Annotated in this window: 22 protein-coding genes; 12 read left to right on the top strand and 10 right to left on the bottom strand. The window is 68.8% G+C overall.

Features of this window, described 5'->3' with window-relative positions; all coding sequences use genetic code 11:
- The first annotated feature begins 382 nt into the window (after nucleotides 1-382).
- Nucleotides 383-805: a hypothetical protein gene (locus tag RIC31_RS20515; protein WP_350112068.1), complete on the top strand. Its 423-nt coding sequence runs from the start codon at nucleotides 383-385 to the stop codon at nucleotides 803-805.
- Nucleotides 806-1,010: 205 nt separating this feature from the next.
- Here the strand turns inward: RIC31_RS20515 and RIC31_RS20520 are convergent, their stop codons facing one another.
- On the bottom strand, nucleotides 1,011-2,786 hold the full coding sequence (locus tag RIC31_RS20520; RefSeq protein WP_350112071.1) for a chloride channel protein: 1,776 nt from the start codon (nucleotides 2,784-2,786) through the stop codon (nucleotides 1,011-1,013).
- A gap of 112 nt (nucleotides 2,787-2,898) precedes the next feature.
- Between RIC31_RS20520 and RIC31_RS20525 the strand changes: the two genes are divergently transcribed.
- Nucleotides 2,899-3,405: a GNAT family N-acetyltransferase gene (locus RIC31_RS20525; RefSeq protein ID WP_350112073.1), complete on the top strand. Its 507-nt coding sequence runs from the start codon at nucleotides 2,899-2,901 to the stop codon at nucleotides 3,403-3,405.
- Nucleotides 3,406-3,411: 6 nt separating this feature from the next.
- On the opposite strand, the gene RIC31_RS20530 is transcribed toward RIC31_RS20525, so the two are convergent.
- A complete protein-coding gene (locus RIC31_RS20530; protein ID WP_350112075.1) occupies nucleotides 3,412-4,467 on the bottom strand; it encodes a GGDEF domain-containing protein in 1,056 nt (351 codons plus the stop codon).
- 85 nt (nucleotides 4,468-4,552) lie between these two features.
- Nucleotides 4,553-5,044: a thioesterase family protein gene (locus tag RIC31_RS20535; RefSeq protein ID WP_350112078.1), complete on the bottom strand. Its 492-nt coding sequence runs from the start codon at nucleotides 5,042-5,044 to the stop codon at nucleotides 4,553-4,555.
- 54 nt (nucleotides 5,045-5,098) lie between these two features.
- On the opposite strand from RIC31_RS20535, the gene RIC31_RS20540 reads away from it, so the two are divergent.
- The 4 genes from RIC31_RS20540 (at nucleotide 5,099) to RIC31_RS20555 (ending at nucleotide 9,549) form a co-directional block, all read left to right on the top strand.
- The gene (locus RIC31_RS20540) at nucleotides 5,099-6,052 is read left to right on the top strand and encodes a hypothetical protein (protein ID WP_350112081.1); all 954 of its coding nucleotides are present in this window, start codon (nucleotides 5,099-5,101) and stop codon (nucleotides 6,050-6,052) included.
- 68 nt (nucleotides 6,053-6,120) lie between these two features.
- Nucleotides 6,121-7,869 carry a tetratricopeptide repeat protein gene (locus RIC31_RS20545; RefSeq protein ID WP_350112084.1) on the top strand — a complete coding sequence of 583 codons (1,749 nt, stop codon included), beginning with the start codon at nucleotides 6,121-6,123 and terminating at the stop codon, nucleotides 7,867-7,869.
- Nucleotides 7,870-8,096: 227 nt separating this feature from the next.
- The gene (locus RIC31_RS20550; RefSeq protein WP_350112087.1) at nucleotides 8,097-8,909 is read left to right on the top strand and encodes an MlaA family lipoprotein; all 813 of its coding nucleotides are present in this window, start codon (nucleotides 8,097-8,099) and stop codon (nucleotides 8,907-8,909) included.
- 28 nt (nucleotides 8,910-8,937) lie between these two features.
- The gene (locus RIC31_RS20555; protein WP_350112090.1) at nucleotides 8,938-9,549 is read left to right on the top strand and encodes an MlaC/ttg2D family ABC transporter substrate-binding protein; all 612 of its coding nucleotides are present in this window, start codon (nucleotides 8,938-8,940) and stop codon (nucleotides 9,547-9,549) included.
- 110 nt (nucleotides 9,550-9,659) lie between these two features.
- On the opposite strand, the gene ettA is transcribed toward RIC31_RS20555, so the two are convergent.
- A complete protein-coding gene (ettA, locus tag RIC31_RS20560; RefSeq protein WP_350112093.1) occupies nucleotides 9,660-11,342 on the bottom strand; it encodes an energy-dependent translational throttle protein EttA in 1,683 nt (560 codons plus the stop codon).
- 192 nt (nucleotides 11,343-11,534) lie between these two features.
- On the opposite strand from ettA, the gene RIC31_RS20565 reads away from it, so the two are divergent.
- Nucleotides 11,535-13,646 (top strand): DUF294 nucleotidyltransferase-like domain-containing protein, encoded by a 2,112-nt coding sequence (locus tag RIC31_RS20565; protein WP_350112097.1) that lies wholly within the window; start codon nucleotides 11,535-11,537, stop codon nucleotides 13,644-13,646.
- A 49-nt stretch (nucleotides 13,647-13,695) separates the two neighbouring features.
- Here the strand turns inward: RIC31_RS20565 and RIC31_RS20570 are convergent, their stop codons facing one another.
- The 3 genes from RIC31_RS20570 to RIC31_RS20580 form a co-directional block, all read right to left on the bottom strand.
- Nucleotides 13,696-14,448 (bottom strand): calcium-binding protein, encoded by a 753-nt coding sequence (locus RIC31_RS20570; protein WP_350112100.1) that lies wholly within the window; start codon nucleotides 14,446-14,448, stop codon nucleotides 13,696-13,698.
- 86 nt (nucleotides 14,449-14,534) lie between these two features.
- The gene (locus RIC31_RS20575) at nucleotides 14,535-15,875 is read right to left on the bottom strand and encodes a HAMP domain-containing sensor histidine kinase (RefSeq protein ID WP_350112103.1); all 1,341 of its coding nucleotides are present in this window, start codon (nucleotides 15,873-15,875) and stop codon (nucleotides 14,535-14,537) included.
- Nucleotides 15,872-16,531 (bottom strand): response regulator, encoded by a 660-nt coding sequence (locus RIC31_RS20580; RefSeq protein WP_350112106.1) that lies wholly within the window; start codon nucleotides 16,529-16,531, stop codon nucleotides 15,872-15,874. The genes RIC31_RS20575 and RIC31_RS20580 overlap by 4 nt, the downstream gene beginning before the upstream one ends.
- A 140-nt stretch (nucleotides 16,532-16,671) precedes the next feature.
- On the opposite strand from RIC31_RS20580, the gene RIC31_RS20585 reads away from it, so the two are divergent.
- The 5 genes from RIC31_RS20585 to RIC31_RS20605 all read left to right on the top strand — a co-directional run bounded on the left by RIC31_RS20585 (nucleotide 16,672) and on the right by RIC31_RS20605 (nucleotide 20,656).
- Nucleotides 16,672-16,944, top strand: coding sequence for a PepSY domain-containing protein (locus tag RIC31_RS20585; RefSeq protein WP_350112109.1), 273 nt, complete (start codon nucleotides 16,672-16,674; stop codon nucleotides 16,942-16,944).
- Nucleotides 16,945-16,947: 3 nt separating this feature from the next.
- The gene (locus tag RIC31_RS20590) at nucleotides 16,948-17,481 is read left to right on the top strand and encodes a cytochrome b/b6 domain-containing protein (protein WP_350112112.1); all 534 of its coding nucleotides are present in this window, start codon (nucleotides 16,948-16,950) and stop codon (nucleotides 17,479-17,481) included.
- 611 nt (nucleotides 17,482-18,092) lie between these two features.
- Nucleotides 18,093-18,359 carry a DUF4212 domain-containing protein gene (locus tag RIC31_RS20595; RefSeq protein WP_350112115.1) on the top strand — a complete coding sequence of 89 codons (267 nt, stop codon included), beginning with the start codon at nucleotides 18,093-18,095 and terminating at the stop codon, nucleotides 18,357-18,359.
- Nucleotides 18,360-18,375: 16 nt separating this feature from the next.
- Nucleotides 18,376-20,205, top strand: coding sequence for a sodium:solute symporter family protein (locus RIC31_RS20600; RefSeq protein ID WP_350112118.1), 1,830 nt, complete (start codon nucleotides 18,376-18,378; stop codon nucleotides 20,203-20,205).
- Nucleotides 20,206-20,302: 97 nt separating this feature from the next.
- Entirely contained in the window at nucleotides 20,303-20,656 is a 354-nt protein-coding gene (locus RIC31_RS20605; RefSeq protein WP_350112121.1) for a YggT family protein, read from the top strand.
- A 131-nt stretch (nucleotides 20,657-20,787) separates the two neighbouring features.
- Here the strand turns inward: RIC31_RS20605 and RIC31_RS20610 are convergent, their stop codons facing one another.
- Genes RIC31_RS20610 through RIC31_RS20620 form a run of 3 tightly spaced genes read right to left on the bottom strand, consistent with a single transcriptional unit; the run spans nucleotide 20,788 to nucleotide 21,891 of the window.
- The gene (locus tag RIC31_RS20610; protein ID WP_350112124.1) at nucleotides 20,788-21,114 is read right to left on the bottom strand and encodes a Na+/H+ antiporter subunit G; all 327 of its coding nucleotides are present in this window, start codon (nucleotides 21,112-21,114) and stop codon (nucleotides 20,788-20,790) included.
- Nucleotides 21,115-21,133: 19 nt separating this feature from the next.
- On the bottom strand, nucleotides 21,134-21,403 hold the full coding sequence (locus RIC31_RS20615; protein WP_350112127.1) for a K+/H+ antiporter subunit F: 270 nt from the start codon (nucleotides 21,401-21,403) through the stop codon (nucleotides 21,134-21,136).
- Nucleotides 21,400-21,891 carry a Na+/H+ antiporter subunit E gene (locus RIC31_RS20620; protein WP_350112130.1) on the bottom strand — a complete coding sequence of 164 codons (492 nt, stop codon included), beginning with the start codon at nucleotides 21,889-21,891 and terminating at the stop codon, nucleotides 21,400-21,402. The genes RIC31_RS20615 and RIC31_RS20620 overlap by 4 nt, the downstream gene beginning before the upstream one ends.

Here is a 21,891-nt window from a genome sequence, read left to right on the forward strand (position 1 = left end):
ACAATATAGTCAATCGTACTTTTCATGAGCATTATACGTGGCAAATATTTGCGATATCGTCATTTGAAATGTGGCAGCAATGTGTTTTAAACATCACATTGTCACCCCGTTTATTATATCCCCTGTACTCATAAGAGCTGAAATCTGATCAGCCAGGGACGGCAGACAGCAAGGACGGCCGGCATTGCCGAAACAGGGGTGCTCCTGGAAACGCTCAGAAGCACTTGCCTGCTGCAACGACCTAAGCCGGGCCTGAGCAGCGATGACAGGGCGCGCGCCGGTGGTATTCCCGCCTCCGGACCGAGTGGCACCTACGTGTCGCGATTGGGGTGCTCGATCAGCTGCCGGGGTGACAACAAGGACAAAAGCCAGGAGGCATACGATGGCGGACAACAACATCACCACTCGCTGGAGCAACTTCCAGCCTTCGAAAGCCCTGTGGTTCTGGTCGTGCGCCGGCACCGCCGTGGTCGTCATGATTCTCGGCTTTACCGCCGGCGGCTGGGTCACCGGCGGTTCCGCTCGGCAGATGGCGGAGACCGCCGCGGAAGAGGCACGGACGGAGCTGGCCGCCTCCGTATGCGTCGAGAAGTTCATGAGCGGCCCGAATGCGGGCGCCCAACTGGCCGAGCTCAAGGAGGCCGATTCCTGGAGCCGGGACGACTTCGTCGCCGACGGCGGCTGGGTGACGTTGGCCGGCATGGAAGAACCCGTGGACGGCTCTGCCGAGCTCTGCGCCGACAAGCTCGCCGAGATGGAGGCGCCGACAACGACTGCCGATGGCTCAGGCACGGCGGGAGGCTGACCGCGCCGCAGGTGCGGCGGTCCAACATCGGCGGTCGGGCATGGCCCGCGGTGGCGCGGCGGATGTCGCTTCAGCCCCGGACACATCCGGCTCATCGACTGCCGAGCTGTCGCTCCGGATCGATTGGAGCCATGTCCATCCGCCACCGGAAACGTCGCGCCTGCGGCCCTCGCCGCCTCCGCGCTCAGGGCGGGGCGCCGCCCCCTCACATCGTCTCCCCGTGCTCCTCCTTCCGCAGGTTCACCAGCGCCGTGTTGTAGGCCCGCATCACGTCGCGCTCGTGCAGGCAGCCCATCAGGCGGGAGCCGTCGCCGTCGTCGACCACGCCGAGCAGGCCCTCGTCGACCTCGGCGAACCGGCGGATCGCCTTCTGCAGGTCGTCGGACATCGCCAGCACCGGCGGCGAGCGGCGGGCCAGATTGTCGGCGCACAGTTCGCGGTCGTGGCTGACGTCGAACGCCACCTCGCCGAGCTCGGCGAGCGTGATGGTCCCGACCAGCCGGTCGTCGCCGTCGACCACGAACAGCTCGTTCAGCGGCGCCTGGCGCAGCCGGTCGCGCAGGGTGTCGAGAGTGGCCTCGGGCGACACCGTGACGTGGTCCTGGCGCATCAGGTCGTGCACCTTCAAGCTGCGCAGCGCCGCCATGTCGTGGCCGCCCTGCAGATCGAGCCCGCGGCGCTTGAGCTGGTCGGCGAAGAACGACGGGCCGTGCCAGACCCGGGTGATCAGCGACGCGATCACCACCGCGACCATCACCGCGATGGTCAGGCGGTAGTCGTTGGTCAGCTCGAAGACGATCAGGATTGTGGAGATCGGCGCGCCCAGCACGGCGCCGGCGACCGCCCCCATGCCGATCATCGTGTAGGCGCCGTGGCCGGACGACAGCTCCGGAAACGGGTGGGTGGCGACCACGCCGAAGGCGCCGCCGACCATCGCACCGATGAACAGCGACGGCGAGAACACGCCGCCGCCGAAGCCGGCCCCCAGGCACAGCGCCGTCATCAGGATCTTCAGCACCGCCAGGGTGACCAGCAGCTGGAAGCCGTACTGCTCCTTCAGCGCGGTATCCATGGCCTCGTAGCCGACCCCCAGGATCTCCGGGTACCACAGCGCCACGATGCCGACGACCACGCCGGCGGCGGCGGGATGCAGCCAGCGCGGGCCCGGCAGCTCGACCGACTGGCGCTCGACCATGGCGGTCAGCCGCATCAGCGCAATCGCCGCGACCGCGCAGACCACGCCGAGCAACGCGAAGGCCGGGAACTGCAGGAACGAGACGATCTCGTGATGCCCGAGCCGGAACGCCGGGAAGTCGCCGAACCACATGCGCGACACGATGGTGCCGGTCACCGAGGCGATGACGATCGGCGCGAAGGCCGACAGGGCGTAGTGGCCGATCACCACCTCGAGCGCGAAAAACGCCCCGGCGATCGGGGCGTTGAACGAGGCCGCGACCGCGCTCGCCACCCCGCAGCCCAGCAGGGTGCGCGACTGCGAGCGGGTCAGGTGCAGGGGACGGCCGATGAAGCTGGCCATCGCCGCGCCCAGATGCACGGCCGGGCCCTCGCGGCCGACCGAGGCGCCGGATCCGATCGACACGGCACTCATGGCGGCTGCCCCGGCCGCCTGCCGGCCCGACATCCGGCCGGCGCGCAGGGCGCTCGCCTCGATCACATTGGCCACGCCCTGCGGTCGCCCGCCGGGCATGAACCACCGCATGATCAGCCCGACCACCAGACCGCCCGCCACCGGCGCCAGCAGGATCCGCCAGCGATCGGTCTCGCGGGCACCGCTGGCGACCAGCTCGTGCTCGAAGCCGAGGAACAGCCACTGCACCAGGGCGATCGACTCGCGGAATCCGACCGCGCCGGCGGCGGCCGCGAGCCCGACCACCAGCGCAGCCACGCTGATGACGAGCTGGTCGTTGCGGACCAGCCGCTTCAATCCCGCGATGGGACGGCCGACAAGTGACTTCAGCATGGCGGTCGGAGGCTCCGGACCGGCGAGGTAAGCCATTGCAGCATAACGACTCTTCTTGAGGGTTGAAAGCGGCCTTGCAGGCCAAGGCAGCAACTCTCTACCGTGCGCCGCCATGACCATCGAACTGCGGCCGGCCGAAGCCGGCGACGTCGCCACTCTGCTGGACCTGATCCGGCGTCTCGCCGAGGTGCAGGACGCCGCCGGATATGTGCGGTCGAGCCCGGAGGACCTGCTGCGGGACGGCTTCGGCCCGGCCCCGCGCTTCCACGCGCTGCTGGCCGAGTCGGTCGACCCGGCGTCGCACCGCCGCGAGGCGGTCGGGCTGGCGCTGTACTACTTCACCTATTCGACCTGGGCCGGCCGCCCGAACCTGTATATCGAGGATCTCTACGTGGATCCCGACCGCCAGGGCGCCGGCATCGGCCGGCGGCTGATGGCGGCGCTGGCCGGCAAGGCGGTCGAGGCCGGCTGCTCCCGGCTCGAGCTGGCGGTCAAGACCGACAACCGGGCGCGCGCGTTCTACGAGCGGCTCGGCCTGGTCCGCAAGGGAAGCTGGCTGCCCTACGCGGTCGAGGGCGAAGGGCTGCGGATGCTCGCCGACGCCGCCGGCCGGCCCTAGCCGAGCTCAGTTTCCGGCGGCCGCCGTCGGCGGATCGTCGATCGCGACCACCCGGTTGCGCCCGCCCTGCTTGGCCCGGTAGAGGGCGGTGTCGGCCCGCTCGACCGCCTGGGCGATCGGCTCCCCGAAGCGGTAGGCGGCGACCCCGAGCGACAGCGTGACCGCCCCCAAGTCGGCGCCGCTGCTGCGCCGGACCACATGCTTGTGGCCGATCCGATCGCGGATCCGCTCGGCGATCCGGCCGGCCTCCTCCAGCTCGCAATCCGGCAGGACCACCGCGAACTCCTCGCCGCCGTAGCGCGCCACCAGGTCGCCGGGGCGCACGGCATCGCTCAGCACCCGGGCGACCAGCCGCAGCACCTGGTCGCCGACCGCGTGGCCGTGGGTGTCGTTGAAGACCTTGAAGTGGTCGATGTCGGCCATCAGCACGCACAGCGTGGCGCCGCGCTCCATGGCGGCCGCGGCGGCCGTCCGCAGCTCGCGCTCGAAGCGCATCCGGTTGGCGATCCCGGTGAGACCGTCGGTTGACGCCTCGCGGCGGGTCTCCTCGAGGGTCTCGCGCAGGTGCGCGATCTCGCTCGACGACTGCTCGAGACGTTCGCGCAGCTGCGCGTTGCTGGCCTCCATGACCCGGGTTTCCTGCATCAGGCCGCTGACCAGCGTGCGGACCTCCAGGTCCTCGGCCTCCGACCGGACCAGCGCGTCGGAGGCGTCGGACAGGGCGTCACCGTAGCGCCGGGCGCCGGCACCGGCATGCCCGACCGTGTGCGAGAGCCGTCCGGCCACGGCGTGCAGGTCGTCGGCCACTGTGTCGACCGCGCTGGTGCGGTAGGTCGGCAGCACGAAGCGGGCGTGCAGTTCGGCGTTGCGGATCTCGTCGAACTCCTGGCCGTTGTCCATCAGGATGTCGATGGTCCGCCGGAGATGCGGGTCGCCGCCGCCGGCATAGGCGAACCAGACCGCGAAGTTGTCGGGCGTGGGCGGGATCCCCAGAACAGCCATGTGGCGAAGCGCGCTCTCGGCCTTCTCTCGCGCGTCGTCGAGCTCTGGACCGGACTCCATGCAGGCGCCTCCGTGGACGCCTCGCCCCACCGACTCCGCCGGGCGTCCCGTTCAGGGGAACCTTAACCGAAATCCGACCGCGCGGTCATCGCCGGCGTATGCCGATGGCGCGGCCGACCCCGCCGGTCGGCGCGAACCGGGCATGGTCCTCGCCGAGTTGGCGGACCTTCGCCATCGCATCGTCGGGAAACGGCGCCGACCGGCGCTGCCCGAGATCGACATGCAGGCACATCAGCTCGTTGGTCGCGGCCAGGAAGCCCTGGTCGGCGTGGAACATGCGGTGCAGCAGGTGGAACCGCTTGGCGTCGAAGTCGACGATCCTCGACCGGAACGCCAGCGGCGCGCCCTCCACCACCTCGCGATCGTAGGTCAGATGGGCCTCCACGACGAACATCGACGCGTCCGCCCGGCGCCGATAGTCTTCGCCCACGCCGAGACGGACGCACACCGCCTCGGTCGCCAGATCGAACGCCACGAGGTAGTAACCGACGTTCATGTGGCCGTTGTAGTCGATCCAGTCCGGCCGAACGACCGCCCGCCCCGAGTCGAACCAGCCCTCGTCGTCGATGCCCGCCACGCCGCCACCTCCCGTCCTGGCCATTCCGCGCCCGCCCTCCGCGGAGCGCCGCCCATGATGGCCATCCTGTCCTGGTTCGGCAAACGCGGGACCGAGTGCCTGGCGGCCGGCGTGTTCCTCGGTCTCGCCATACCGGACATGGCGGCCGCCGCGCGACCGCTGCTGGTGCCGGCGATCGCCGCGATGCTGACGCTGTCGCTGCTGCGACTCGACCCGGCCGGCGTCGTCGGCGCCCTGCGCAGACCGCAGCTTGTGGTGCCGGCGGTCGGCTTCGTGCTGCTGGCGTCGCCGCTGCTCGGATTCACCGCCGCGTCGATGCTCGACCTGGCGCCCGGCATCGCGGTCGCGCTCGTGGTGTGGTCGGCGTCGCCGCCGCTGATCTCGGTGCCGGCGATCGCCACGCTGGTGGGTCTGGACGGCGCCCTCGCCCTGACGGTCACCACGGCGGCCGGCCTGCTGGTGCCGGTGACGTTGCCGCCGCTGGTGTTCGCGCTGCTCGGCCTGGAACTCGACATCGGCCCGACCGCCCTGATGATCCGGCTCGCCCTGTTGCTGGCCGGCACGGGCGCGGCGGCGGCCGCGATCCGCCGGCTGGCCGGACCGGCGCGCCTGCAGCGTCACGCCCCGGCGATCGACGGCGGATTCGTGCTGGTCATGCTGCTGTTCGCGGTCGCCGTGCTGGACGGCGTCACCGCGGCTGCGCTCACCGAACCGGTCCGCGTGGCCGGACTGCTGGCCCTGGTGTTCGGTGCCAGCCTCGGCATGCAGGCCCTGGGATGGCTGGTGTTCAACCTTGCCGGCGCGCGCGCCGCGACCACGCTGGCGCTGGCCTGCGGCAACCGGAACATGGCGTTGGTCCTGGGTTCGGCGCCAGCGGCTTTCGACCCGGACAGCTTCCTTTTCCTGGCGCTGCTGCAGTTTCCGATCTATCTGCTACCCGTACTGCTGCGACCGATCTACCGTCGCGCGAGCGGCCAGGGTTGGAGCCCCCCGGCAAATCGCGGATAATCCCGCAGTGCCGACCGAGTCGGGGCGATTTCCCCGAAGGCGACGAAAATCACGTTAGGGCGCGAATCGTGAAAGCGATCCGGAGTGCACGGCGACGGGGCCGCCTCGGGACCTGGCAGCGCCGCTTCACGATTCTGCTGCTGACGGCGGCCGCGGTGGGGGTGAGCTACATCTTCTCGATCGGCAAACCGGCGAACTACCAGGCGCTGCTGGCCGGTGTCGTCGGGATCGTCGGCCTCTGCGCCCTGATTCTGGACTGGTGGATCAGCCGGGGGATCAAGCGCAGCGGCGGCGTCCAGGCCATGCGGTCCGGCGGCATCCTGTCGACCGGTCCCGCGGCCATGGCCGGTCGGCTGTGGGCGCAGGGCGAGGGCTTCCGGATCTGCGGCCTGCCCGACGATGCCCGCAAGAACTTCGGCGAGGCGGCATCGCTCGCCCGCGAGGCCAAGCAGGAACTGCTCGAGGCGACCGTGAAACTCAGCCAGGGCAATCTGGCGGCCGAGCGCGGCGAGTTCGACGATGCCGCCCGGCTCTACGAGGAGTCGCTGAGCCGCTTCACGTCCGGCAAGGACAACCGCGGCGCGGCGAACGCGACCCTGGCGCTCGGCCATCTGGCGCTTTCGCGCCGCGGTTACGAGGCCGCGCGGCAGGCTTTCGAGGAATCCCGCGGCATGTTCGGCCGCGAGAACGACCGATTCGGCGAAGGCTCGGCCTATCTCGGGCTCGGCGAGGCCAGCGCCCGGCTCAGCCGGAACGAGGACGCGGCGGGCAATTTCGACCAGGCACGGTTCCTGCTGACCCAGGTCGGCGACCGGATCGGCGAGGCGCATGCGCTGTACGGCCGCGGCGAGATGTACCGGCTGGAACGCAATGCGGCCGAGGCCCAGAACCGGTTCGAGCGTTCCCTGACCCTGTACCGCCGGACCGGCGACTACGTCGGCGAGGGTCTGGTGCGCCTGGTGATGTCGGACGGGTACCGCAAGATGCAGCGTCCGACCGAGGCTCGCGAAATGGCGTTGGAGGCCGCCCAGCGCTTCAAGCAGGCCGGCCGGCGGGTCGGCAGCAGCGGGCTGATCGCCGGCCGCGGCGATTCGCGGCGCTGCCATATCCGCTTCGATTGGGGCCGGGCCAACGGCAACACCGCGCGCAATCTGTTCGTGGAGTCCGGCGACAAGGACAACGAATCGCGGCTGATGATCGGCCTCGGCGAGATGGAGCGGATCGCCGGGAACATCGAGGAGGCGCGCCTGGTGTTCGACCGGGTGATCGCCCAGAGCAAGAGTTCGGAGGATCTGCTGATCACCGCCGACGCCCAGAAGGGCCGGGGCCATGTCGATATCGCCCGCGGCCAGAAACGCAGCGCCCGCGAGATCCTGAAGGAGGCCTACGGCCACTATCAGAACGCCGGCGGCGCCCGCGACGCCGCCCAGGCCCTGATGGACCTCGGCCAGGTCGACATGCTGATGGAGAACCACGACCGGGCCCGGGTGAACTTCGCCCAGGTGCGCAGCATGTACCAGACGCTGAAGGACGCGCACGGCGAAGCCTCGGCCCTGCGGGCCATCGGCGACCTGGAATCGTCGCTCGGGCGGCTGCCCCAGGCCCAGCAGGCCTATGCCGAGGCGCGCATCCAGTTCCAGAGCGTCGGCGACCGGCTCTCCGAGGCCGACGCGGCCCTGCTGATCGGCCTGCTGGCGGTCAACGTCGACAATGCCACGGCGACCGCCCTGCTGGTCCAGGCCGGCCGGCTCTATCGCGCCGTCGGGGCCGTCGAATGGCAGCGCAAGGCGCACGCCATGGCGCAGCGGGTCCGCTGATCCCGCAACGCCCGAAACCGCGGCAAATCGCGATATTTTTGCAACACCCGCGCCGAAGCACGACCCCGTGGCGTGGCGTCGACTGGCATCCGCGGCGGCACTGTGCTACCTCAAATCGGCGCCTGAGGTGATCAGCAGCAAGCGGAAATCTGTGCTCTGCTGATCTCCGCCTCTGGCGTCAGAGCGTAGAAACGCGGCTCGCGCAGGCGAAAATGGGGCTTTGTCGGATGCGTCGTTCGGTCACGGCAGCGGTAGTCGCGACGGGTCTGCTTGCCGGCTGTGCCGGTCAGGGCGAACTTGAGCCGGGGGAGGTCTACGACCCTATCGAGCCGGCGAACCGGATGGTGTTCGCGGTCAACGATACCGTCGACATCTTCGTCCTGCAGCCTACCGCTTACCTCTACAAGGAGGCGGTGCCGGATCCCGTGCGGGACATGGTGCGCAGCTTCCTGGATTGGCTGAAGACCCCGGTGATCCTGGCCAACGACATGTTCCAGGGCGATTGGGACGCAGCCGGCGTGACGGCTTCCCGTTTCGTCGCGAATTCTCCCTTCTTCGGCTTCGTCGACAATGCCACCGGGCTCGGGCTCGAGCACCGCGACGAGGATTTCGGGCAGACCCTGGCGGTCTACGGGGCCGGCGACGGCCCGTATATCGTCCTGCCGCTGCTCGGGCCGTCCAACGCGCGCGACACCGTCGGCCTGGTGGTCGACCACTTCCTCGACCCGATCAACTACATCGGCGACGGCCCGCTCGACCGCGACTCCGACAAGACCAGGATCCAGGTCTCCCGGCGTGTCGCCGGTGCGGTCGATTTCAGGGCGCGGAATTTCGCGGCCATCAACGAGATCAAGCAGACGTCGGTGGACTACTACGCCCGCGTCCGCACGATATACAAGCAGCGCCGCGACGCGCTGATCAGCAATGGGACTCCGCCGCTCGGCGCGGGACGGCCGAACGGCACGTCCGGGGAGTTCGAGCAGTACGTCCCGGGCGGTCAGCCGGCTGAGAACGCGCGGCCGAAGTCGCCGTCGAGCTGAGCAGGGCATCACGAACGGGGGTTGTCACATGGCGTTCGCGCGTATTCTCGCGATCGTGCTGGTGGTGGTGACCGTGCCCGTGTTCGCACGGGCCGAGGCGCCGGCACCTGAGAAGTTCATCCACACGCTGGCGGATCGGGCCCTCGGCTTGGTCACCGACAAGTCCAGCGACGCGAGCTCGAAGCGGGCCCGGTTCGACGAGTTGCTGAGCGAGACCTTCGACATGGAGGGGATCGGTCGGTTCCTGCTCGGGCGCTACTGGCCGCTGGCCACGCCGGAGGAGCGCGAGGCCTACCTGACGGCCTTCAGGGAAAGCATCGTCTACACCTACACGGCGCGTTTCGACGATTATTCCGGCCAGAAGCTGGTGGTCGACGGCAGCCGCGAGGACGGCCAGTTCATCCTGGTCCCCAGCCGCATCGTCGACCCGCAGGGCGGCCCCGATGTGAAGGTCGAATGGCGGCTGATCCGCCAGGGCGACACCTTCAAGGTCGTCGACGTGGTGATCGAGGGGGTGAGCATGAGCGTCACCCAGCGCCAGGAATACGCCTCGGTCATCCAAAGCAACGGCGGCAAGGTCAAGGCGCTGATCAAGGCGCTGAACGAGCGCATGGCGCGGCTGAAGTCGTCGGAGTCCTGATCCTTCGAGGCCCGTCGCCTTGCGACGGGCACCTCAGGATGACAGAACAACAATCGTTTCCGACATTTAGTTCATCATCCTGAGGGGCTCGCGCAGCGAGCCACGAAGGGCTAGCTGCGGCGGATCGGCTTGTACTTGATGCGGTGCGGCTGCGACGCCTCCTCGCCCAGGCGCCGCTTGCGGTCGGCCTCGTAGGCCTCGTAGTTGCCCTCGAACCATTCCACGTGGCTGTCGCCCTCGAACGACAGGATATGGGTCGCCACACGGTCCAGGAACCAGCGGTCGTGGCTGATCACCACCGCGCAGCCGGCGAACTCCAGCAGCCCCTCCTCCAGCGCCCGCAGGGTGTCGACGTCGAGGTCGTTGGTCGGCTCGTCGAGCATCAGCAGGTTGGCGCCGGACTTCAGCATCTTCGCGAGGTGCACCCGGTTGCGCTCGCCGCCGGACAGCTGGCCGACCTTCTTCTGCTGATCGCTGCCCTTGAAGTTGAACAGCCCGACATAGGCCCGGCTGGCCATCTTGCGGCGGCCGAGGTCGATCTCGTCCTGACCGTCCGAGATCTCCTCGAACACGGTCTTGTTGGCCCGCAGGGTGTCACGACTCTGGTCGACATAGCCGAGCTTCACGGTCTCGCCGACCCGGAAGCTGCCGCCGTCCGGCTTCTCCTGGCCGGTGATGATCCGGAACAGCGTGGTCTTGCCGGCTCCGTTCGGGCCGATGACGCCGACGATGCCGCCCGGCGGCAGCTTGAACGAAAGGTCGTCGATCAGCAGCCGGTCGCCGAAGGCCTTGGACAGGTGGTCGGCCTCCAGCACCACGTCGCCCAGCCGCGGACCGGCCGGGATGACGATCTGGGCGGTGTCCGACGCCTTCTCCTGGTTCTGCGCCAGCAGATCCTCGTAGGCGTTGATACGGGCCTTCGACTTCGCCTGGCGGGCCCGCGGGCTCTGCCGGATCCACTCCAGTTCCTGGTTCAGGGTGCGCATGCGCGCGACCTCGGTGCGGCCCTCCTGCTCGAGCCGCTTCTGCTTCTGCACCAGCCATCCGGAGTAGTTGCCCTCGTACGGGATGCCGCGGCCGCGGTCGATCTCGAGGATCCAGCCGGCGACCTCGTCCAGGAAGTAGCGGTCGTGGGTCACGGTCACCACGGTGCCGGCATAGTCCGCCAGGGTGCGCTGCAGCCAGGCCACCGAGTCGGCGTCCAGGTGGTTGGTCGGTTCGTCGAGCAGCAGCAGGTCGGGCTGCGACAGCAGCAGCTTGGCCAGCGCCACCCGGCGCCGCTCGCCGCCCGACAGCTTGGTGACGTCGGCATCGCCGGGCGGGCAGCGCAGCGCGTCCATGGCGATCTCGACCTTGCGGTCGATGTCCCAGCCGTCGACGTGGTCGATCTTCTCCTGCAGCTCGCCCTGCTCGGCCAGCAGGTCGTTCATCTCGTCGTCGGTCAGTTCCTCGCCGAACCGGGCGCTGACCTCGTTGAAGCGGTCCATCAGCGCCTTGATCGGGCCCAGCCCCTCGACGACGTTGCCCTGCACGTCCTTGGTCGGATCGAGCTCCGGCTCCTGCGACAGGTAGCCGACGGTGGCGCCCTCGGCGGCCCAGGCCTCGCCGACATACTCCTTGTCGACCCCGGCCATGATCCGCAGGATCGTCGACTTGCCGGCGCCGTTCACGCCGAGCACGCCGATCTTGGCGCCCGGCAGGAACGACAGGCGGATGTCCTTCAGCACCTCGCGGCCGCCGGGATAGGTCTTGGACAGACCGTTCATCACGTAGATGTACTGGTAGGAGGCCATCGGGCGGCTCGCCGTCGGTTGCGATTGACGGCGGGTTCTACCGCAGCCGTCGGCGCCACCGCAACGCCCGTGGCCCGATTCGGCCGAACGCTTGACCAGGATCATTGCCGGCCGGCGGGCCGCCGCCCAGAATTGTGCGATCGGCGGCAGTATCGGGTGCCCGGGCCCCGCGTCGCCGCGAGGAGGCAGGCCGTGACCGCCAACACCGGTGCTACCCCGCTGTTCGCCCTGGAGGCGATCGCCATCGATCTCGAGACGACCGGGCTGGACGCCGCCCGGGCCCACATCGTCCAGATCGGCACGGTCGCGATCTCACGGTCGCGGCTGCGCGAGGATCAGGCCCGGGAGTGCCTGGTCGACCCCGGACTGCCGATCCCGGCCGACTCGACCGCCATACACGGGATCGACGACGCGGCGGTCGCCGGTGCGCCGGCCCTGACGGCAGTGTGGGACGACCTGATCCGAGAGCTGGACGGCCGGGTGTTGATCGGTCACACGGTCGGCTTCGACCTGAGCGTGCTCGCCAACGAGGCGCGGCGTCGCCAGTTGCCATGGGACAAGCCCCGCGCGCTGTGCGTCAGGATGCTGGCCGCGGTGGCGGCCCCGTCGCTGGCCAGTCACTCGCTCGACGCCCTGGCGTCCTGGCTCGGCCTGGAGACCCGCAACCGTCATCGCGCCCTCGGCGACGCCGAGGCCGCCGGGCTGATCTTCATCGCCCTGCTGCCGCATCTCGAGGCCCGCGGCATCCGCACCCTCGCCGAGGCCGAGCGCGCCTGCCGGCGGCTCGGCGGCGAACTCGAACGCCAGCAGAGCGCCGGCTGGGAGACCCCGGTCGGGGAGCCGCGCGACGAGGTCCTGGGGAGCTTCGACACCTACCCGTACCGGCACCGCGTCGGCGACATCATGGGGCATCCGCCGGTGGTGGTGCCGCCGGACACCACCCTGAAGGCGGCGATCGACCTCATGGTCGCGCGCACGATCTCGTCGGTGTTCGTCACCGCCACCGGGCAGCCCGGCCTCGACGTCGCCGAATACGCCATCGTCACCGAGCGCGACGCCATGCGCCGCATCGCCGCCGGCGGGGCGGCAGCCCTCGATGAGACCGTCGGAGCGATCGGGTCCAGGCCCCTGGTCACGATCCGCGAGAACGCCTTCCTGTACCGTGCGGTCGGGCGGATGGGGCGGGTCGGGTCGCGGCACCTCGGGGTCCGCTCCGACAGCGACGCCCTGGTCGGCGTCGTCTCGGCGCGCGATCTGCTCAAGCTGCGGGCCGGGCCGGCGATCGCCCTCGCCGACGCGATCGAGCAGGCCGGCACCACGACCGACCTGGCGCTCGCCTGGTCGACCCTGCCGGTGGTCGTGCGCTCGCTGCTGGCCGAGGCCGTCGACGCCCACCTGGTCTGCCAGATCGTCAGCGAGGAAATCCGCTCGATGACCCGGCGTGCGACCGTGCTGGCGGCCGACGCCATGCGGGCCGCCGGCCGCGGCGAGGCCCCCTGTCGCTACGCGGTTCTGGTGCTCGGCTCCGGCGGCCGGGGCGAGAGCCTGCTGGTGCCGGACCAGGACAACGCCATCGTGTTCGAGGGCGGCGAGCCGGACGGCCCGGAGGACCGCTGGTTCGCCGAGCTCGGCGAGCGGCTGGCGACGATCCTCGACGGGGCCGGCATCCCGTATTGCGACGGCGGGGTGATGGCGAGCAATGCCGAGTGGCGCGGCTCGCTGGCGGTGTGGACCGACCGGGTCGACCGCTGGGTCCGGCAGTCGCGGCCACAGGATCTGCTGAACGTCGACATCTTCTTCGACGCGGCACCGGTCTGCGGCGCGCTCGGTCTCGGTCACAACCTTTTCGTGCACGCCTACGCCGGCGGCCGCGAGAGCCCGACCTTCGCCAAGCTGCTGGGCGAGCGGCTCGCCTCCCCTGCCTACCCGGTCACCATGTTCGGCGCCATCAAGACCCGGGACGGCCGTCTCGACCTCAAGCAGCACATCCTGTTCCCGGTGGCATCGGCGGCCCGCGTGCTGGCGATCCGGCACGGCGTCGTCGAGCGTTCGACCGGCAGGCGGATCGGCGGCCTAGTCGCCCGCGGCATCGGCAGCGAAGGCGACCTGACGGCCCTGCTGGAGGCGCATGCGCTCGCGGTATCCCTCACCCTCGGCCAGCAGAGCCGCGACATCGCGGCCGGCCTCAAGCCCAGTCGGATGGTCGACCTCGCCCCGCTGTCCCGCAAGCAGCGATCGGACCTGAAACGGGCGCTCGGCCGGATCCAGGACATCCCCACCCTGCTCCGCGACCTGATGTTCTGAAGCCCCTGAACGGCCGTCCCCGTCGCGGCCGTCCAGGCGCCGATGCCCGTCAGAGAAGCTGGAAGCTGGCGGCGGACAGCTCGCCCGGCGCGACGCCGATCAGCGTGACCGTCTGCCCGGCCCCGAAATCGACGACCGCGTCTCCCGATGCGTCGGTCGTGACGGCCGCCAGGAGGTCGGCGACCGATGCGGGGCCCACCCCCGCGAGCGCTGCCCGGACGATCAGGTCGCCCGCCGTCACATCGAAGTCGGCGATCGTGTCGCTCCCCGACAGGCCGCCGAACACGAACCGGTCGGCGCCGGCCCCGCCGTCGAGCAGATCGTTGCCGAGGCCGCCGTTCAGAACGTCGTCGCCGTTGCCGCCCGAGACCGTGTCGTCGCCCTGGCCGCCATGCAGCCAGTCGGTGCCGTCGCTGCCGTCCAGGGTGTCGTCGCCCAGGTTCCCGTAAAGCCGGTCGTCGCCGCCCCCGCCCTCGACGCGGTCCGTGTGCTGGCCGCCGTAGAGCACGTCGGCCCCGTCGTCACCGTACAGGAAGTCGGAGCCGAGGTTGCCGTAGATGACGTCGTCGTCGAAGCCGCCGTGCAGATCGTCGTCGCCGTCGCGGCCGCGGATGTCGTCACGGCCCACCCCACCGTCCAGGTGGTCGTCCGCGTCGTCGCCGGTCATGACGTCGTCGTCGCTGTCGTCGAAGCCGTCGTCTTCGCGGTCGTGGTCGTTCTCGCCGTCGTCGTCCCGGCGGCCGTGGACGTCGTCGTCCCGCTCGTCGTGGTTCTCGAAATCGTCGTGCCGGTCGCTCGACATCGGATCGCTCCTCGCTCGTTGCTCCGGCCGTCCGGCCGGTACGAGCGAACAGTGCCCGGGAAAGCTGAGCTGAACCTGAAGCCGGATCAGGACGATCCGGGAAGCCGGATGACGGCCTCGAAGCCGGAGTCCCGGGCGGGTGCCGGCGACCGCAGCTCGAGGCTGCCGCCGGCCTGGCGCACGATGCTGTCGACGATCGCCAGGCCGAGCCCCGAGCCCGACGCTTTGCCTGCCCCCCGCTCGAACCGGCCGGTCAGAACCGCGAGCCGCTCGGGCGGGACGGCCGGCCCGGCATTCACCACCCGGATCGAGCGGTCGGGGGCCACGCTCACGATCACCGGTTCCCGGGCACTGCCATGGACCAGGGCGTTCTCGATCAGGTTGCGGACCGCGATCGCGATCGCATCGATGTCGGTCAGGACGAGCACGTCCTGGTCGGTCCGGACGTCGAGGCGGACGCGGTCGGCGTATCGCCGGTCGCGCCGGAACTCCTCGACCAGGAGTTCGGCGACCTGTACCAGGTCGACAGGCTCCCGCCGCAGGGCGATGCCGGCCTCCGCCCGCGCGAGCTGCAGCAGCTTCTCGACGGTTCGGGCGAGCCCGCGCAGGATGTCGGCGATCCGGTCCACCCGCGCGGCACCGGGCGAGCCCCTGGTCTCCTCCGCCAGCCGCGACAGCTGCGCCAGGGCGGCCGCAACCGGCGTTCGCAGTTCGTGCGCGCTGTTGGCGGCGAAAGACCGCTCGCTTTCGAGCGCTTTCGACAGACGCTGCATGAGCCGGTTCACGTCGTCGACGATCGGGGCGAGTTCCATCGGCATCCCGTCGCCCGGTATCGGCGCGAGATCGGACCCGCCGCGCTCGCGGATCGCCTCCCGGACGCCGGCGATCGGCGCCAGCACGCGGCGGACCGCCAGCACGATGATCAGCCCGGCCAGCGGGATCAGCAGCGCCAGCGGCGCCACCAGCCAGACCACGAACTCCAGCAGGGTCTCGCTACGGTGCGTCTGGCGGTCCAGCACCTGGATGTAGAGCCGGCCGTCCGCGGTGCGTTCGGTGTAGGCCCGCCAGCCTTCGGCATCCGTGAAACCCGGGCGCAGCGGCACCGGGAAAGGCTCCGGCGGCGCGTCGTGCGACCGGAGCAGGACCCGCCCCGTGGCGTCACGAAGCTGATACACGAGGTATTCCTCGTGCTCCGGCACGGCCGCCGCGTGATCGATCTCCCGGCCATCGTCGTCGTCATCCCGCAGATCGTCGATCGCCAGCGGCAGCAGCCGCTGCGCCATCTCCTGCAGGGCGCTGTCGAACACCTCGTTGGTCTCGTGCCGGACCACCACGACCGCGGCCAGCACGGCGGCGATCCACAGCACGGCGATTCCCAGGATCAGCGCTCCGGAGAGCCGCCGCGCCAGGCTCCAGTCGCCGCTCACGACGGGTCGACCCGATATCCGACCCCGCGAAGCGTGCGGATCGTGTCGCGGCCGAGCTTCTTGCGCAGCCGGCTGACGTGAACCTCGACCGTGTTGCTCTCGACTTCCGCCTCGAAGTCGTAGAGCGCCTCCTCGAGCCGGCCCTTCGAGACGACCGCCCCGGGGCGCTGCATCAACAGGTCCAGGACCGCCCATTCCCGTCGCGTCAGCTCGATGGTCTCGTCGCCGCGCCGGATCCGCCGCGACGCCTTGTCGATCTCGAGGTCGCCGAGCCAGAGCGTCGGGTTGGGATTGCCGGCATAGCGGCGCGAGACCGCCGCGACGCGCGCCCGGAGCTCGTCGAGATCGAACGGCTTGACCAGATAGTCGTCGGCCCCGGCGTTCAGCCCGGCGATCCGGTCGCTGATCTGGTCGCGCGCGGTGACGATGATCACCGGGCTGGCGTTGGCGGCCGCCCGTATCGCTTTCAACAGATCGAGCCCGCGACCGTCCGGCAGGTGCAGGTCGAGCAGCACGAGGCCGTAGTCGACCGCGCGCAGCGAGGCATCGGCGTCGTCGACCCGCATGACCCAGTCGACGGCGTGGCCGTCGGCCGCCAGATGCTCGCGGACCGCCGCCCCGAGATCGGGCTCGTCCTCGACCAGCAGGATGCGCATCCCGGTCTCCCCCTCCGTGCCGCCGGATCGTCGGGCTTCAACCTGACGTCAGGCTGAACGTCCGCCGTCCCGGCGGTCAGGTCCACGTCAGCTTCGTGGACTACGAACGGGCATCGTCAACGAAACCCGAGGAGGTTTCCATGAAGCGCTTTCTCCTGACCGTTCCCGTCGTCATGTTGCTCGGCACGGGCACCGCCTATGCCGACGCCCTCCGGTGCCCGGCCGATGCCGGCCAGCGTCAGCCGGAATCCGCCCTGCGCCAGAAGCTGGAGGCCGAGGGCTGGCAGATCCGCCGCGTGAAGATCGAGCACGGCTGCTACGAGATCTACGCCATCGACGCCCAGGGGCACCGCAGGGAACGCAATTTCGATCCGGTGACCCTGGCACCGGTCGGCTCCGACAAGGACGACTGAGCCATGTCCGCCTCGGTGCGCGTCTGGGATCCGCTGGTCCGGATCGCCCACTGGACCCTGGTCGCGAGCGTCGCCGTGGCCTGGGTCACCGGCGACGACTGGCAGGCTCCGCACGAGCTCGCCGGCTATCTCGCGGCCGGGGTCGTCGCGACCCGGATCCTGTGGGGCTTCGTCGGTCCGGTCCATGCCCGGTTCACCGACTTCGTGCGCGGCCCGGCGGCCATCCTGGCCTACCTGCGGGACGTGCTGGCCGGGCGCGAGCGACGGCACCTCGGGCACAACCCGGCCGGCGGCGCCATGATCCTGGCCCTTCTGGCCACGGTGCTCGGCCTGGGCCTGACCGGCTGGATGGCCACCACCGATCGGTTCTGGGGCGCCGAGTGGCTGGAGGAACTGCACGAGATCCTGGCCAACGGCCTGCTGCTGCTGATCGCCCTGCATGTCGGCGGCGTCATGCTGGCCAGCCTGCGCGAGGGCGACAACCTGGTTCGCGCCATGATCACCGGGCGCAAGCGCATCGACGCGGCGCGCCCCTGACCGCGCGCCCACGGCTCGCCGCATCATGGACCGGGCCCGGCACCGACGCCTCGATCGCGGTGCCGGTGCCGAAGGGCCAGTCAAAAATTGACAAGACGCTCGACACCGTTGGCGCTGAATTGACAAATTGCTGTAGCCCCTTGAACGGCTTATTGACTGCGCGCCGGCACCGGATAGCGTGACGCGGGGCGCTACGCGAACAAGGCACTCTGCGGACGACCGGGTACGGCTTCGTCCCGGCCGGGGCAACGACCCGCACCGAGCCCATCGACTTGCGATCAACATTCGCGAGACGAAACCACCCGTTCCCGCTCGGCGGAACCGGCGAATCGCCACTCCCCCTCAAGTTCTCGACACTGACGACGCAAGAAAACAATTGCTCTTGACGTACTAGTCACCCCCGATTCGCGACCAGACCGCGCAGAGTGTGCCGTTTGGCCTTTCGGGTGCCGGCCGGCCTCCCCTTCGGCTCTGCTTTCCAAGGACGAAGAGTTGAGTTAGTCTAGCAAGTAGTGTGGGTGGATGGGCCACCCATCCTGGGGGATTGCATAAAAAGTCAGATATCCTGAACTATAAGCACACACCCCCAACCTCAAGGGGAGGAAACGACGTTGACCGATCATACTTCGGACAACCGACAAGACCACTGGAACAGAACCAGGAACCTGATGGTCGTCCATCTGGCCGTGTGGTTCTTTTTCGCCTACCTGCTCCAATGGTTCGCGGCCGACCTCAACAGTATCTCTTTCATCGGCTTCCCGGTCGGCTTCTACATGGCCGCCCAGGGTTCGCTGTTCGCCTTCGTCATCCAGCTGTTCATCTTCGTGAAGCAGCAGGACAGGATCGATCGCGACTGCGGCGTGGCTGAAGACGATTGATGGGGGGTAACGCATCATGAGCTTTTTCCGAATCCAGGGAAGGTTCGTAGACAACCTCCCGAAGATCTACGGCATGTACACGGGCGGCTTTCTGCTGTTCGTGGTTCTCATGGCGTTCTGCGAACAGGCGGGAATGAGCGCCGATACCATCGGCCTGTTCTTCGTCGGCTTCACCATCGTCATCTACGCCCTGATCGGGTGGCTGTCCCGGACCATGCAGGTCGACGCCTACTACGTCGCCGGCCGCGAGGTTCCGCCGGTGTTCAACGGCATGGCGACGGCGGCGGACTGGATGTCCGGCGCCTCGTTCGTGGCGATGGCCGGCGGCATCTACATGGCCGGGCATCCGTATCTGGCGTTCGTCGTCGGATGGACCGGCGGGTATGTGCTGGTTGCGGTACTGATGGCGCCGTATCTGCGCAAGTTCGGCTGCTACACCGTCCCCGACTTCATCGGTACCCGCTACGGCGGCAATACCGCGCGTCTCCTCGCAGTGCTGGTACTGGTGGTGGCGTCCTTCACCTACGTGACGGCGCAGATCAACGCGACCGGCACGATCGCGGCCCGCGCCCTGCAGATCCCGTTCGAGGTCGGCGTCTGGTTCGGCCTGCTCGGCATCCTGCTGTGCTCGATGCTCGGCGGCATGCGGGCGGTGACCTGGACCCAGGTGGCCCAGTACATCGTGCTGATCATCGCCTACCTGGTGCCGGTGTTCTGGATGTCCATCAAGCAGGACTTCGGCTGGTTCCCGCAGTTCGCCTACGGTGATGCGGTCGCCCGCATCAACGAGCTGGAACCGATGCTGGGCGTGGGCCAGCTCAAGCCGACCGAGAAGGTCGCCGGCATGAGCGCTCTCACGAACTTGCATGCCACGCCGGCAAACACCGCGCTGGCGTCCTGGCAGTTCGTCACCCTGACGGCCTGCATGATGATGGGCACGGCGTCGCTGCCGCACATCCTGATGCGCTACTTCACCACGCCGTCGGTCCGCGCTGCTCGCAGCTCGGTGGCGTGGTCGCTGTTCTTCATCACCCTGCTGTACTTCACGGCTCCGGCCCTCGCCACGCTGACCAAGCTGCAGGTTCTCGATCCGAACCTGGCCACCAGCATCATCGGCAAGGCGGTCGCGGACGTGAACGCGCTCGACTGGATCACCAAGTGGAGCGCGGTCGACATGCTGAAGATCGTCGACTCCAACGGCGACGGCATCCTGCAGATCAACGAGTTCTTCATGCGCGCCGACATCGTCGTGCTGGCGACTCCGGAAATCGCAGGGCTGCCCTATGTCATCTCCGGCCTGGTGGCCGCGGGCGGCATGGCGGCGGCGATGTCGACGGCCGACGGCCTGCTGCTGGCGATCGCCAACGCGCTGTCGCATGATCTGTACTACAAGATCATCGACCCGAAGGCGGAGACCCGGAAGCGGCTGCTGGTCGCCCGCACCCTGCTGTTCGCGATCGGTGCGGCCGGTGCCTATGTCGCCGCCCAGCGGTTGACCGGTATTCTCGGAGCGGTGGCCTGGGCCTTCGACTTCGCGATGTCCGGGCTGTTCTTCCCGCTGGTTCTCGGTGTCTGGTGGAAGCGGGCGAACCGGCAGGGAGCGATCGCCGGCATGGCGATCGGTCTCGCCGCCGGCTCCTGGTACCTCTACATGGTGAAGTGGGGCGGGATGGACCTCTGGTTCGGCCTGAACGACCTCCGCTTCGGCATCATCGGTGCCGTAGCCAGCCTGGTCGCCATGGTCGTGGTGACCCTCATGACCGAGGCGCCCGACAAGGAGACCCAGGACATGGTCGACGAGATCCGGATCCCATCCGGCCAGACCATCCTCGGCTCGACGCACTGACACAACGCCAACGGAAGCCGGGGGGAGCAAGCCTCTCCCCGGCTTCTGCTTTTCCGGCTATTGCTTCCGGCAGCCATTGGTTGGGGGATCTGCGACGATGGACTTCGTCCCGCTGTGGGCAGTTGTGATCGACTACATCCTGGGCGTCGTCATGTGGACGCTGATCGGCCGGTTCGGGATGGGGCTGTTCCTCCCGGAGAACACCTCGTTCTTCTTCATGCGTTTCTTCGTGCAGGCCACCGACCCGCTGATCCGGCTGTTCCGCCCGATCACCCCCGGGTTCCTGGACGCGCGCTTCGTGCCGCTCTTCGTCGCCTGGTTCTTCTACATGGCGCGCTTCTACCTGATGCCATGGCTGCTCGGCTATTCGGTCATGGGCATGCTGTCGTTCCCGCTGGAGGGCGAGATCGCCCGCGGCCTCGCCAACATCCTGTACAAGTTCCAGAACTGACCCGGACATCTCGCTCGGCCATCCGGACAGGCCGGTCGTCGTGCCGTACCGGTGACCGGGCGCTGGAGATCGTCAAGCGATCCGACGCGCCGGCCGGTAGGCCGCACTCACTTCGATTCTTGCACGGACACTCAGCCTGGCAATTGATCCGTTGGGTTGGATTTCGGCGCTCTGTTTCGCATATGGGCCTTGGCGACGAGGTTGGCCGCGACCGGGGCGGTCAGGAACAGGAACAACGTGATCAACAATTCATGAATCGACGTCGTTCCTTCGGCGAACAGGAAATAGAGCATCGACGCGATCAGGACACTGCCGACCCCCAATGTCGTCGATTTGGTGGGCCCGTGCAGGCGCTGCAGGGTGTCCGGCAGCTTGACCAGCGCATAGGATCCGATCAGCAGGAAGGTGCCGCCCGCCACGAGCAGGGCACTGACCGCCAGTTCGGCCAGCGGATTCATCTCTCCCGGGCTCATAGCCTCACTCCATCACATTGCCGCGCATCAGGTACTTGCAGAACGCCACGGTGGTCAGGAAACCGACCATGGCGAACAGCATCGCCGCCTCGAAGTAGAGCGGCGTCGTCCACACGATGCCAGCCAGCACGATCACGGCGATGGCGTTGATCGCCAGCGTGTCGAGCGCCAGGATCCGGTCGACCGCCCCTGGGCCGACGACCAGCCGCCAGAGGGTCAGCAGGGTTGCAGCGGATACCGCCGCGAATGCGAAGGCGGAAGCGTAGGCGATCATCGGAAGATGCTCCGCAGGCGGGATTCGTAGCGCGCGATGATGCTCGCCACCACCTCGTCCGGGTCGGGGGCGTGGAGGCAGTGCACTAGCAACGTCCGGCGGACCGGGTCGTGGTCGACGGTCAGGGTTCCCGGCGTCATGGTGATGGTCCCCGCCAGCACCGTCACGGCTTCCGGCGATTCCAGCTCGATCGGGACGACGACGAAGCAGGACTGCAAGTCCTCCGGCCGCCGGAACAGCACCAGGCGGGCGACCTGGACATTGGATACGACGATGTCCCAGAGCACGACCAGCAGGTACTCGGCGATCATGCGCGGGTTCCGCACGCGCGGCCGGTCGGGCCAGTAGACGCTGGTGAACTTCGGCACCGCGACGCCGACGATCATGGCAAGCACGATCGCACCCGGCGTCGGCTCGTTGGCCAGCAGAATCCAGACGACCGCGATGGTGGCGCTCAGCAGTGGGTGCGGAAAAAGGGCGGCGGTCAC

The organism is Thalassobaculum sp., assembly GCF_040219615.1.
GTDB lineage: Bacteria > Pseudomonadota > Alphaproteobacteria > Thalassobaculales > Thalassobaculaceae > Thalassobaculum_A.

Bases quoted from the DNA above. Each gene is read 5' to 3' on its own strand.
- RIC31_RS20550 (WP_350112087.1), top strand. From the start codon at position 8,097: ATGCGTCGTTCGGTCACGGCAGCGGTAGTCGCGACGGGTCTGCTTGCC.
- RIC31_RS20600 (WP_350112118.1), top strand. From the start codon at position 18,376: ATGAGCTTTTTCCGAATCCAGGGAAGGTTCGTAGACAACCTCCCGAAG.
- RIC31_RS20520 (WP_350112071.1), bottom strand. From the start codon at position 2,786: ATGCTGAAGTCACTTGTCGGCCGTCCCATCGCGGGATTGAAGCGGCTG.
- RIC31_RS20530 (WP_350112075.1), bottom strand. From the start codon at position 4,467: ATGGAGTCCGGTCCAGAGCTCGACGACGCGCGAGAGAAGGCCGAGAGC.
- RIC31_RS20525 (WP_350112073.1), top strand. From the start codon at position 2,899: ATGACCATCGAACTGCGGCCGGCCGAAGCCGGCGACGTCGCCACTCTG.
- RIC31_RS20590 (WP_350112112.1), top strand. From the start codon at position 16,948: ATGTCCGCCTCGGTGCGCGTCTGGGATCCGCTGGTCCGGATCGCCCAC.
- RIC31_RS20570 (WP_350112100.1), bottom strand. From the start codon at position 14,448: ATGTCGAGCGACCGGCACGACGATTTCGAGAACCACGACGAGCGGGAC.
- RIC31_RS20540 (WP_350112081.1), top strand. From the start codon at position 5,099: ATGATGGCCATCCTGTCCTGGTTCGGCAAACGCGGGACCGAGTGCCTG.
- RIC31_RS20515 (WP_350112068.1), top strand. From the start codon at position 383: ATGGCGGACAACAACATCACCACTCGCTGGAGCAACTTCCAGCCTTCG.
- RIC31_RS20555 (WP_350112090.1), top strand. From the start codon at position 8,938: ATGGCGTTCGCGCGTATTCTCGCGATCGTGCTGGTGGTGGTGACCGTG.
- RIC31_RS20610 (WP_350112124.1), bottom strand. From the start codon at position 21,114: ATGAATCCGCTGGCCGAACTGGCGGTCAGTGCCCTGCTCGTGGCGGGC.
- RIC31_RS20615 (WP_350112127.1), bottom strand. From the start codon at position 21,403: ATGATCGCCTACGCTTCCGCCTTCGCATTCGCGGCGGTATCCGCTGCA.
- RIC31_RS20585 (WP_350112109.1), top strand. From the start codon at position 16,672: ATGAAGCGCTTTCTCCTGACCGTTCCCGTCGTCATGTTGCTCGGCACG.
- ettA (WP_350112093.1), bottom strand. From the start codon at position 11,342: ATGGCCTCCTACCAGTACATCTACGTGATGAACGGTCTGTCCAAGACC.
- RIC31_RS20605 (WP_350112121.1), top strand. From the start codon at position 20,303: ATGGACTTCGTCCCGCTGTGGGCAGTTGTGATCGACTACATCCTGGGC.
- RIC31_RS20580 (WP_350112106.1), bottom strand. From the start codon at position 16,531: ATGCGCATCCTGCTGGTCGAGGACGAGCCCGATCTCGGGGCGGCGGTC.